Origin of the sequence: Streptomyces peucetius, from assembly GCF_025854275.1 — a bacterium.
In the GTDB taxonomy this organism is placed as follows: domain Bacteria; phylum Actinomycetota; class Actinomycetes; order Streptomycetales; family Streptomycetaceae; genus Streptomyces; species Streptomyces peucetius_A.
Window position 1 is genome coordinate 3,164,147 of sequence record NZ_CP107567.1, and the last position, 12,150, is coordinate 3,176,296.

Annotated in this window: 7 protein-coding genes; 3 read left to right on the top strand and 4 right to left on the bottom strand. The window is 71.5% G+C overall.

The annotated features are described in order from the left end of the window. Nucleotides 1-3: 3 nt before the first annotated feature. The gene (locus OGH68_RS14355; protein ID WP_264244111.1) at nucleotides 4-897 is read right to left on the bottom strand and encodes an SCO6745 family protein; all 894 of its coding nucleotides are present in this window, start codon (nucleotides 895-897) and stop codon (nucleotides 4-6) included. A 90-nt stretch (nucleotides 898-987) separates the two neighbouring features. Between OGH68_RS14355 and OGH68_RS14360 the strand changes: the two genes are divergently transcribed. Both OGH68_RS14360 and OGH68_RS14365 read left to right on the top strand, forming a co-directional pair. Then, complete coding sequence (locus OGH68_RS14360) at nucleotides 988-1,551, top strand: TetR/AcrR family transcriptional regulator (protein WP_264244112.1); 564 nt, start codon at nucleotides 988-990, stop codon at nucleotides 1,549-1,551. A 97-nt stretch (nucleotides 1,552-1,648) separates the two neighbouring features. Beyond that, on the top strand, nucleotides 1,649-2,896 hold the full coding sequence (locus tag OGH68_RS14365; RefSeq protein ID WP_264244113.1) for an SGNH/GDSL hydrolase family protein: 1,248 nt from the start codon (nucleotides 1,649-1,651) through the stop codon (nucleotides 2,894-2,896). A gap of 64 nt (nucleotides 2,897-2,960) precedes the next feature. Here the strand turns inward: OGH68_RS14365 and mfd are convergent, their stop codons facing one another. The 3 genes from mfd to OGH68_RS14380 form a co-directional block, all read right to left on the bottom strand. Next, complete coding sequence (gene mfd / locus OGH68_RS14370) at nucleotides 2,961-6,494, bottom strand: transcription-repair coupling factor (RefSeq protein WP_264244114.1); 3,534 nt, start codon at nucleotides 6,492-6,494, stop codon at nucleotides 2,961-2,963. A 296-nt stretch (nucleotides 6,495-6,790) separates the two neighbouring features. Further along, nucleotides 6,791-9,367 (bottom strand): ABC transporter permease, encoded by a 2,577-nt coding sequence (locus OGH68_RS14375; protein ID WP_264244116.1) that lies wholly within the window; start codon nucleotides 9,365-9,367, stop codon nucleotides 6,791-6,793. Further along, nucleotides 9,364-10,152 (bottom strand): ABC transporter ATP-binding protein, encoded by a 789-nt coding sequence (locus tag OGH68_RS14380; protein ID WP_264244119.1) that lies wholly within the window; start codon nucleotides 10,150-10,152, stop codon nucleotides 9,364-9,366. The genes OGH68_RS14375 and OGH68_RS14380 overlap by 4 nt, the downstream gene beginning before the upstream one ends. A 395-nt stretch (nucleotides 10,153-10,547) precedes the next feature. On the opposite strand from OGH68_RS14380, the gene OGH68_RS14385 reads away from it, so the two are divergent. Continuing rightward, nucleotides 10,548-12,077: an MFS transporter gene (locus OGH68_RS14385; RefSeq protein WP_264244124.1), complete on the top strand. Its 1,530-nt coding sequence runs from the start codon at nucleotides 10,548-10,550 to the stop codon at nucleotides 12,075-12,077. Nucleotides 12,078-12,150: the final 73 nt, after the last annotated feature.

The window sequence follows — 12,150 nt, forward strand, 5'->3', positions numbered from 1 at the left end:
GGGTCAAACCTTGCCGATACCGAGGGTGTTCTGCGCGGGCAGCAGACCGGTGCCGAGCATCGCGACCCAGTACGCGCCGAGCAGTTCGGACAGGCGCGCCGTGTCGTCGGGGCCGAGCGCCGCCCAGGGTGCGGCGGCCATCTCGTCCGTACGCCGCTCGACCTCGGCGCGCAGGGCGCGGCCGTCGGCGGTGGCGGTGCCGTCGGAGGTCAACAGGCCGCGCGCGACGAGCCTTTCGCGCGCCGCAGTCCACTCCGCCTCGCTCCACCCGCGGCTCGCGAAGGTCTCGGCCGGGGCGGCTCCGATGCCCGCGAAGGAGACCAGTGACTCGACGGGGTCGAGACCGGCGGTCAGCAGCGCGGCGAGGTGGCCGTCGCCGCGGTGCTCGCGCAGCCGGGTGGCGGCCTGCCACAGGACGAGGTGCGGTTCGTCGGCCCAGGGCAGCGCGGCGTTGGCGGCGGCGAGCGGACGGCCCGCGCAGTCCGCGGCCTCCGCTGCGCGCCGGGCGAGCCCGGCGGCCTCCGCCAGCTCCTTCGACGCGACGGCGTCACCGAGGACGTCCCGATACGTCCGGTCGACCGCGCGCAGCCTGCCGGCGATCGCCTTCGCGGGGGACGACACCCGCCAGACGCCGGGCACGTAGTCGCCCACCATCGCCGGGCTGAAGCTGTAGAACGCCGAGGCGACCTGCCTCGCTCCGGCCTCTCCGAGCGGTGCCGCACGCCAGGCGAAGTAGCCGGGCCTGGGGGTACCCCCGGACGAAGTCTGGGGGAGTTCGTCGGTCCGCAGGCCGAGGGCCTCGGCCTCCTCGAAGGCCTGCGGCGCGTAGTAGACCACGGCGTGCAGGGGCTCGAGCAGATGCCACATCTGCCGCACGCGTCCGAGTTCGTCGGTCATGATCTCGCCTCCATATCATCTAGTCACTGACTAGATTGCACGGCTGTCACAGAACTTGTCAATGACTAGATTCTGCGTAGCCTGTGTCCCATGAGCAGTGAGCGCACCTACCACCACGGTGACCTGCGGCGGGCCGTCCTGAACGCGGCCCTCGACGTCATCCGCACCGAAGGCCCGTCCGCCGTGAGGCTGCGCGACCTCGCCCGCCGCGCGGGCGTCTCGCACGCCGCCCCCGCCCACCACTTCAAGGACCGGACCGGACTGCTGACGGCCATCGCGGCCGAGGGCTACGAGCTGCTGGCCCAGGCACTTTCGAAGGCCCCGGACCTGCGGGAGCGGGGCGTCGCGTACGTCCGCTTCGCACTCGACCGCCCGGCGCACTTCCAGGTCATGTTCCAGCCGGACCTTTACCGCGGCGACGACCCCGCCCTGCTGGCCGCCAAGGAGCTCGCGTCCGCCGAACTCCACGCCGGGGTCACCACCCTGGACGCGTCGCCCGACCCCCGCACCGCCGGCATCGCGGCCTGGTCCCTGGCGCACGGCTTCGCGACCCTGCTCCTGACCCACAACCTGGACGACCCGGTCGGCGACCGCGACCCCGCCGACGTCTTCCGCTCCCTCGCCGGGCTGCTCTTCGCCCCCGCCGCCGGGTAACTGCCCCGGGAATAGCGGGAGTCGATCACCGCTTGATGCCTGCATGAACACGCTTGCACCGGATCGGGCACCGGAACAGGACAGAGGACGCGGAGAGATGGCACTGACGGGTTCGTTAAGACGAACGGGCGTCGCCCTGCTGGCCGCCACGGCCCTTGTGGCGCTGCCGGTCGTCGGCACGGAGGGATGGACCGGCACCTCGGGTGTCGTGGCGGCCGACCACGGCAGCAGCCGCGCCTGGCACGGAGGCTGGGCGGCCTCCCCGCAGCCGCCGAACGCGCGGTTCGCGCCCAAATGGTCGGAGCAGGGCTTCGCCGACCACACCGTCAGGCAGGTCGTCCGGGTGAGCACCGGCGGGACCACGGCTCGTATCGAGTTGTCCAACCGGTACGGGAAGACTCCGCTCAGGATCACCGGCGCGACGGTCGCCCGCACCGACGAAGGCGCCTCGGTGAAGCCCGGCTCGGTCCGCCGGCTCAGCTTCGGCAAGGGGCGATCGGTGACGATCCCGGCGGGTGGCACCGCCCACAGCGACGGTGTGCCGTTCAGGGTCGGGGCGCTGGAGTCGGTGACCGTCACGCTGTACCTGGCAGAGGCGACCGGACCGGCCACCTTCCACTCGTTCGCCTCCGCCACCAGCTACCGGGCCGACGGGGACCACCGGTACGACCGGGGCGGGGCCGCGTTCAAGGAGACCAGCGACTCCTGGTACTACCTCTCCGGCGTCGAGCTGAGCGGCGGCCCCGCCGGCCGCAGGGACGCCGTCGGCTCCGGCCTCGACGCCGACAACCGCTACCCGGACGAGCTGGCCGAGCGCTTCGCCGCCGCCGGAAAGCCACGCAGCGTCCTCAACCACGGCATCGGCGGCAACCAGGTCACCCAGGACACCGTCTGGGCGGGTGAGAAGGGCATCACCCGTTTCAAGCTCGACGCGCTGAGCGAGCCGAACGTCGGCACCGTCGTCGTCCTCGAGGGCATCAACGACTTCGGAAGCAGCAGTTGGGGGGACGGCTCCCCCGAGGTGTCGGTCGAGCAGCTGATCGAGGGGCACCGCTCACTGATCCGCCAGGCGCACGCGAAGGGCGTCAAGGTGATCGGTGCGACGCTGACCCCGGTCAAGGGCTCCTTCTACTACACCCCGGTCAACGAGGCCAAGCGCGAGGCGTTCAACCACTGGATCCGTACGTCCGGCGAGTACGACGCCGTGGTCGACTTCGACCGCGCGCTGGCCGATCCGGCCGACCCGGACCGCATCCTGCCCGCGTACGACTCGGGCGACCATCTGCACCCGGGCGACGAGGGCTACCGCGCGATGGCCGAAGCCCTGGACCTCAACGCGTTCTGAACCTCTCGGTTCTTCACCGGCGCCGGCCGTGCCCCGCCCCGGGGCACGGCCGGCGACGCTTCCGCTACGAGCCGAGGATCGTCGTCAGGAACTCGCCCGTCCACGCCAGGAGTTCGCGGCCCACGACGGGCTTGCCGCCGATCTTGCCCGCAGTCGGGCGCGGCACCAGGATCTGGTGGGCCGCCGGCTTGATGACGGTGCGGGGGTACAGGCGCTTCAGGCGCAGCTCCTGGGACTCGCGCAACTCCACCGGCGCGAAGCGGATGTTCGGCCCCTGGAGCACGATCTCGCCCACGCCGCACGCCCGCGCCAGCATCCGCAGGCCGGCCACCAGCAGCAGGTTCTCCACCGGCTCCGGCAGCTTGCCGTAGCGGTCGGTGAGCTCCTCGCGGACGGCCTTGATGTCCTCCTCCGTGTTGGCGGAGGCGATCGCCCGGTACGCCTGGAGCCGCAGCCGCTCGCCGGGGGCGTAGTCGTGCGGGACGTGTGCGTCGACGGGCAGTTCGATCTTGACCTCGAGCGGGGGCTCCTCCTCCGCGCCGCCCTCCAGCGAGGCCCGGTAGTCGGCGACCGCCTCTCCGACCATACGGACGTACAGGTCGAAGCCGACGCCCGCGATGTGGCCGGACTGCTCGCCGCCGAGGAGGTTGCCCGCGCCGCGGATCTCCAGGTCCTTCATGGCGACGTACATGCCCGCGCCCATCTCGGTGTGCTGGGCGATCGTGGCGAGGCGCTCGTGCGCGGTCTCGGTGAGGGGCTTCTCCGGCGGGTAGAGGAAGTACGCGTAACCGCGCTCCCGCCCACGGCCGACCCGGCCGCGCAGCTGGTGCAGCTGGGAGAGGCCGAAGTTGTCGCCGCGCTCCACGATGAGGGTGTTGGCGTTGGAGATGTCGATGCCCGACTCGACGATCGTCGTGGAGACCAGCACGTCGAACTTCTTCTCCCAGAAGTCGACGACCACCTGCTCCAGCGCCGACTCCGACATCTGGCCGTGGGCCGTGGCGATACGCGCCTCGGGCACGATCTCCCGCAGCCGGGCCGCCGCCCGGTCGATCGACTCGACACGGTTGTGGATGTAGAAGACCTGGCCCTCGCGCAGCAGTTCACGCCGGACGGCCGCGCCGATCTGCTTCTCCTCGTACGGGCCGACGAAGGTGAGCACCGGGTGCCGCTCCTCCGGCGGGGTGGTGATCGTCGACATCTCGCGGATGCCGGTCACCGCCATCTCCAGCGTCCGGGGAATGGGCGTCGCGGACATGGTGAGCACGTCCACGTTGGCCCGCAGCTTCTTCAGCTGCTCCTTGTGCTCGACGCCGAAGCGCTGTTCCTCGTCGACGACGACGAGCCCCAGGTCCTTGAACTTGGTCTCGGAGGAGAACAGCCGGTGCGTGCCGATGACGATGTCGACCGAGCCGTCCCGCAGCCCCTCCAGCGTCGCCTTCGCCTCGGTGTCCGACTGGAAACGGGACAGGGCGCGGGTGACGACCGGGAACTGCGAGTACCGCTCGCTGAACGTGCCGAAGTGCTGCTGGACGAGAAGGGTCGTCGGGACGAGGACGGCGACCTGCTTGCCGTCCTGGACCGCCTTGAAGGCCGCCCGGACCGCGATCTCCGTCTTGCCGTAACCGACGTCGCCGCAGATCAGCCGGTCCATCGGGACCGTCTTCTCCATGTCCTCCTTGACCTCGGCGATCGTGGACAGCTGGTCGGGCGTCTCGACGTACGCGAAGGCGTCCTCCAGCTCCCGCTGCCACGGGGTGTCGGCGCCGAAGGCGTGGCCGGGCGCGGCCATCCGGGCCGAGTACAGCTTGATCAGGTCCGCGGCGATCTCCCTGACCGCCTTCTTCGCGCGCGCCTTGGTCTTCGTCCAGTCCGCGCCGCCGAGCCGGTGCAGCGTCGGCGCCTCACCGCCCACGTACTTGGTGACCTGCTCCAGCTGGTCGGTGGGGATGTACAGCCGGTCGCCGGGCTGGCCGCGCTTGGCGGGGGCGTACTCCACGAGCAGGTACTCGCGGGTCGCGCCCTGGACGGTGCGCTGCACCATCTCGATGTAGCGGCCCACGCCGTGCTGTTCGTGGACGATGTAGTCGCCGGCCTCGAGGGTCAGCGGGTCGATGGTCTTGCGGCGCCGGGTCGGCATCCGCTGCCCGTCCTTGCCGGCCGCCTTCTGACCGGTCAGGTCGGTCTCCGTGAGGACCGCCAGCCTCAGCGCCGGGTCGACGAAGCCGTAGTCGATCGCGCCGCAGGCGACATGGACGACGGACGGCGAGATCCCGGTCAGGTCGGCGTCGAGGCGGGCGGCGATGCCCTCGCCGCCGAGCACCTCGACCGTGCGGGACGCGGGGCCGTGCGCCTCGGTCACGAACACGGTCCGCCAGCCGTCGGCCAGCCAGCCCTTGGTGTCGGCGAGCGCCCGCGCGGTGTCGCCGCGGTACGTCTCCGGGGCGTGCATGCCCAGCTTGAGCGTGTCGTCCTCCGCGTCGGAGGCGTCCGCCGCGAACGGGGACACGGACCACCACATCATGCCGAGCTCGCGCGCCCGGTCCCGTACGTCCGCGATGCCCCACAGCGAGGCCGCGCCGACGTCGATCGGGGCCTCGCCCCCACCCGCCGTCGCCGCCCAGGACGCCTGGAGGAACTCCTGGCTGGTGGCGACGAGGTCCGCCGCCCGCGTACGCACCCGCTCCGGGTCGCACACGACGGCCATGGCGCCCGCGGGCAGCACGTCCAGCAGCAGTTCCATCTCGTCGACGAGGACGGGGGCCAGCGACTCCATGCCCTCGACGGCGATGCCCTCGGCGATCTTGCCGAGCAGTTCGCCCAGCTCGGGGTGGGCCTCGGCGAGGGCGGCGGCCCGCTGCCGCACCTCGTCCGTCAGCAGCAGCTCGCGGCACGGCGGCGCCCACAGCCCGTGCTCCGCGACCTCCAGGGACCGCTGGTCGGCGACCTTGAAGTAACGGATCTCCTCGACGTCGTCGCCCCAGAACTCCACCCGAAGGGGGTGCTCCTCGGTCGGCGGAAAGACGTCCAGGATGCCGCCGCGCACGGCGAATTCGCCGCGCTTCTCGACCAGTTCCACCCGCGCGTAGGCGGCGGCCGCCAGTCCTGCGACGACCTCTTCGAGATCGGCCTGCGCTCCGGTGCGCAGCGCCACGGGCTCCAGGTCGCCGAGGCCCTTGACCTGCGGCTGCAGCACGGACCGCACGGGAGCGACGACGACCCGCACCGGGCCGGCGGCCGGGTCGTCGGCCGACGGGTGGGCGAGACGGCGGAGCACGGCGAGACGGCGGCCGACGGTGTCGGAGCGGGGCGAGAGCCGCTCGTGCGGCAGCGTCTCCCACGACGGGTACTCGACGACGCCCTCGCCGGGCAGCAGCGACCGCAGCGCCGCGGCCAGGTCCTCGGCCTCCCGTCCGGTGGCGGTGACGGCCAGCACGGTGCGGCCGGTGTCACGGGCCAGCGCCGCCACGGCGAAAGGCCGCGCGGCGGGCGGGCCCACCAGATCGACGTGCATACGGCGGCCGTCGCCGGCCGCCCTGACCGCTTCGGCGAGCGCCGGGTCACGTACGACGGCATCGAGCAGACCGTGCAGGCTCATGAAGGGATTTCCGTCCAGGAGGGGCGAAGGGGGTGGGCGACGCGCATCGCTGGGCAACCCGCTGCGCAACGCGACGCGCCCGACACGTGTACCGGGCCGGGGGTGTCCAGCCTACGACGGCACTGTGACAGCCGCGCCCGGATACCCCGGCCGCCCGCCGCGGGCGAGGGCGGGAACGCACGAAACCGGCCCCGGGTGTCCGCTAGGGGACACCCGGGGCCGGCGCTTCCGGCGGGACCGGGCCGCTGGGACCGGACCCCCGTACCGGGCCCGCCGGCCCGGCCCCGCCGTGACGGCTACTCGGTCGCGATCGCGTTCAGGACGTTCATCCGGCCCGCCCGGAACGCCGGGACCAGGGCCGCGAACAGGCCCACGAACGCCGACCCCACGAAGACCGTGATGATCGTCGGCCACGGGATCTCCAGGACGCCCAGTCCCTCCAGCGCCAGCAGCTGCTGGGCCGAGGTGCCCCAGCCCATGCCCAGACCGAGGCCGAGCAGCGCACCGAAGAGGGCGATGACCACCGACTCCAGTCGGATCATGCGGCGCAGCTGGCGGCGCGAGAGGCCGATGGCCCGCATCAGACCGATCTCACGGGTCCGCTCGACCACCGAGAGCGCCAGCGTGTTCACCACACCCAGGACCGCGACGATGATCGCGAGTGCCAGGAGGCCGTAGACGATGTTGAGCAGCTGCCCGATCTGGTCCTTCAGGTCCTGCTTGAAGTCGGTCTGGTTCTGCACCTTGTACTGCGGGTACTCGGCGAGTGACTTCTTCAGCGCGGCGTACGCCTCCTTCTCCTGGCCGTCGACCGCCTTGGCGAACATGATCATGTTCTCGGGCATCTTCTCGGCCGGGACGTACCGCTCGGCGGTCGTGATGTTCAGGTACATCGCGCCCTTGTCGACGTTCGTGTCGTCGGAGGTGATCGCGGCGACCTTCAGCTCGGCCGGGCTGCCGTTCTTGAAGTCGACCTTGATCGTGTCGCCGACCTTCACGCCGTGCCGGTCGGCGTAGTCGCTGCCGACGGACATCGCGTCCTTGCCGTAGGCGGCCGCCAGCTCGCCGGCCACCGTCTCGCGGCGCAGGTCCCGCGCGTACGTCGGGTCGGCGGCGACCAGCTGCAGGTCCTCCTTCGTGCCGTCCGGGGCGGTGATCTTCGCGTCGACGCCCTTGTACTCGGTGACGTGCTCGATGCCCGGGGCCTTCTCCAGCGCCTCCTGGGCCTGCGGCACTATCGGGCGGCCGTCGTTGCCGGCGGACTGCACGATGAAGTCGGCGCCCACCGACTTGTCGAGCTCCTCCGTCGCCGAGGCCACCATCGAGGAGCCGACCACCGACAGGCAGGCCACCAGGGCGAGGCCGATCATCAGTGCGGCGCCGGTCGCCCCGGTACGGCGCGGGTTGCGCAGCGCGTTGCGCTCGGCCATCCGGCCGACCGGTCCGAACATCCGCAGCACCAGCGCGCTGATCACCCGCACCACACCGCCCGCCAGCAGTGGGCCGACGACGATGAAGCCGATGAGCGACAGCACCACGCCGAGGCCGAGGAACACCGACCCCTCGCTCGCCTTGTCCGCCCGGGTGGCGACCAGCAGCGCCGCCGCGCCGGCTCCGGTGAGGACGAGCCCGATGCCGCCGCGGATCCATCCGGTCTTGGCATCGGCCGGCAGGCCCGAGTCGCGCAGGGCCGCCATGGGCGAGACCTTCCCGGCGCGCCGTGCCGGGATGTACGCGGCGAGCACGGTGACGACGATGCCGAGCACCATGCCGACCACGGGGGTCGTCCACTTCACGGTCAGGTCGTCGGTGGACAGGTTCATTCCGACCGCGGACATCATCTTCATCAGTCCGACGGCCAGCCCCACCCCGGCGGCCACACCCGCGACCGAGCCGACCAGCCCGAGGAGCAGCGCCTCGAGGAGCACGGAACGGTTGACCTGCTTGCGGCTCGACCCGATGGCGCGCATCAGGCCGATCTCACGGGTGCGCTGGGCGACCAGCATGGAGAACGTGTTGACGATCAGGAAGATGCCGACGAGGAAGGCGATCCCGGCGAAGCCGAGCATCGCGTACTTCATCACGTCGAGGAAGGAACCGACCTCCTCACGGCCGGCGTCCGCCGCTTCCTTCGCGGTCTGCAGCTTGTACGGCTGCTCCAGCGAGGCGGCCAGGTTCTTCTTCAGCGCCTCGTCGCTGACACCGGCGTCGGCGACGACCATGACCTGCGTGAACAGGCCCTCCTTGCCGAGGAGTTCACGCTGGGCGGTGGCGGTGTCGTAGAAGACTACGGCGGCACCGGGATTGGTGACCTTGAAGGCGGCGATGCCGGAGATCTTCGCGGTGAAGTCACCGGTGACGGCGATCGTCCGCAGTTCGTCGCCCAGCTTCAGATCGTGCTTGTCGGCCGTGTCGGCGTCGACCATGACCTCGGTGGGGCCGCGCGGCGCGTGGCCGGAGGCGACCTCCATCGACTTGAGGTCGTTCCTGGTCCAGTTGGCCGCGATCGTCGGGGCACCGGTGGTGGAGCCCATGTTCTTGTTGTCGGAGTCGACGACGGTGACGCTCATGCTGGACACGGCGCCCTCGGCGGAATCCACGCCCTCGACCTTGCCGACCTCGTCGACGAGCGAGGCCGGCAGCGTCTCGGGCCTGCCGGTCACGGGGGCCTGTGACTCGTCCGCGTCCTTGGGGCTGACGGTCACGTCCGCGGCGGAGACGGCGAAGAGCTTGTCGAACGTGGTGTTCATGGTGTCGGTGAACACGAGCGTGCCCGACACGAAGGCCACCGACAGCAGCACGGCGACGGCCGAGAGGGCCATGCGGCCCTTGTGCGCGAAGAAGTTGCGCAGCGAGGTTCTGAACACGCTCATGACGTCCGCCCGCGCGCGTCGAAGTCCTTCATCCGGTCGAGGACGGCCTCAGCCGTGGGCCGCTGCATCTCGTCGACGATCCGGCCGTCGGCGAGGTACAGGACGCGGTCCGCGTACGACGCGGCGACCGGGTCGTGCGTGACCATGACGATCGTCTGGCCCAGCTCGTCGACCGACGTGCGCAGGAAACCGAGCACTTCGGCGCCGGCCCGCGAGTCCAGGTTGCCGGTCGGCTCGTCACCGAAGATGATTTCCGGCCGGGCGGCGAGCGCGCGGGCCACCGCGACCCGCTGCTGCTGACCGCCGGAGAGCTGGGTCGGCCGGTGCTTGAGGCGCTCCGCGAGGCCCACCGTCTCGACGACCCGGTTCAGCCAGGCGGCGTCGGGCTTGCGGCCGGCGATGTCCATGGGGAGCGTGATGTTCTCCAGGGCGTTCAGCGTCGGCAGCAGGTTGAACGCCTGGAAGATGAAGCCGATCCGGTCCCGGCGCAGCTGGGTGAGCTTCTTGTCCTTCAGGCCGGTGATCTCCGTGTCGTCGAGGAAGATCTGCCCCGAGGTGACGGTGTCGAGGCCGGCCAGACAGTGCATCAGGGTCGACTTGCCGGAGCCGGACGGCCCCATGATCGCGGTGAACTGCCCGCGGGCGATGTCCACGTCGACGTGATCGAGCGCGACGACACGCGTCTCCCCCGCGCCGTACGCCTTGACGACCTGCCGCCCCCGTGCGGCGACGGCCGTGCGCCCTCCGGTCTCCCCGAATGCGGGGGTGGTTACAGCCGTAGTCACGGTAGGTCTCCTAGCTCTGGGAATCAGTGATGCGATGCAGTGATGCGAATCAGCGGATGTCGTCGCCGCGTCTCGGCCTCGAGTCTCGCGACGAAAGCGGTCCGGCGCGCTGGTGCGCAGCGCAGTCCTGGTCCGGGGGTTTTCCCCACCCCCGCCCGGTTCTGCCTGTGCGGCGGCCTCAGCTGCGGCCGTAAGAACAAGCTAAGGAACGACACCCGGCCTTCTCGTCGTCCGCCGGGACGAACGTCCCCTGGACAGAAGTAAGGAGGAGCCCCTAGGGGTCTCCACCCGGAGGTGGACACCCGAGGACGAGGCTGCACCCTCCCGCTGCGTGAGGATCAAGTGAGAAGGTGTCACCCGGAAATAGATGCATGGGGAAAGGACCCGGGGACGTCATGGGAAGCACCGGCCGTACGGAACGCCTGCCCGGCTCCGCGGCGCACCCGGCGGCTTCCCGGGGGCGCGGCCCGGTCGTCGCCGCGCTCATGCTGGGCATGGCGCTCGCCGCGCTCGACGGGACCATCGTCTCGACGGCCGTGCCGCAGATCGTCGGCGACCTCGGCGGGTTCGCCGTCTTCTCCTGGCTGTTCTCCGGCTACCTCCTCGCCGTGACCGTCACCCTCCCCGTGTACGGCAAACTGTCCGACACCTTCGGCCGCAAGCCCGTCCTCGTCGCCGGCATCATCCTGTTCCTGGCCGGCTCCCTGCTGTGCGCGCTCGCCTGGAACATGGCCGCCCTCATCGCCTTCCGGGTGGTGCAGGGGCTCGGCGGCGGGGCGCTCCAGGGCACGGTGCAGACCATCGCCGCCGACCTGTACCCGCTGGCCGAGCGCCCGAAGATCCAGGCCAGACTCTCCACCGTGTGGGCCACTTCGGCGGTCGCGGGCCCCGCGGTCGGCGGGCTGCTGGCCGGATACGCGGACTGGCGCTGGATCTTCCTCATCAACCTGCCCGTCGGCGCGGTCGCGCTCTTCCTGATCCTGCGCTGCTTCACCGAACCGGCCCGCCCCGCACGCACGTCCCGGCCACGCGTCGACTGGGCCGGAGCGCTGTGCGTCTTCGCGGCCGGCGCCCTGCTGCTCACCGCGCTCGTCCAGGGCGGCATCGCCTGGCCGTGGCTGTCGCCGCCGTCGCTGGCCCTGCTGGGCGGCAGCGCGGTCCTCGTCGCCGTCACCGTCGTCGTCGAACGCCGCGCGGCGGAGCCGATCATCCCGGGCTGGGTCTGGCGCCGCCGCACCATCGCGGCGGTCAACCTGGCACTGGGCGCGCTGGGTCTGCTGATGGTCGCCCCGACCGTCTTCCTGCCCACCTACGCCCAGTCCGTCCTCGGCCTCGGCCCGATCGCCGCGGGCTTCGTCCTCTCCGTGATGACCCTGAGCTGGCCGGTCAGCGCGGCCCTGTCCGACCGGGTCTACAACCGCATCGGGTTCCGGCGGTGCGCGATGCTCGGCATCGGTCTCGCGATGCTGATCCTGCTGGCCTTCCCGCTGCTGCCGTTCCCCGGCCAGCCGTGGCAGCCGGCCCTCATCATGCTGCTGCTCGGAGCGGCGCTCGGCCTCTTCCAACTCCCCCTGATCGTCGGAGTGCAGTCCACCGTCGGCTGGTCGGAGCGCGGCACCACGACGGCGTCCGTCCTCTTCTGCCGCCAGGTCGGCCAGTCCCTGGGCGCGGCATTGTTCGGCGCGGTCGCCAACGCGGTCCTGCTCGCCCGCCTCGGCGGCGGCAGCCTCGACTCGGTCTCCCACTCGCTGGAGAACCCGGCCACGCTGACCGCTTCCGCGGCGGACGGCCTCCGCCGCGCGGTCGACGCGGCCGTCGACCACGTCTACGTGGGTGCGGCGGCCGCGGCGGGGGCGGCGCTGCTGGTGCTGGTGTTCGTGGCACCGCGCCGCTTCCCGGTCCGCACGGACGCGGACCCGGACTGACGCCCGCACGTCACCGGTCCGGCGGACCCCGCCCCTTCGACGGCAAGCCCGCGCCGCGTGAATACGGGTGCAC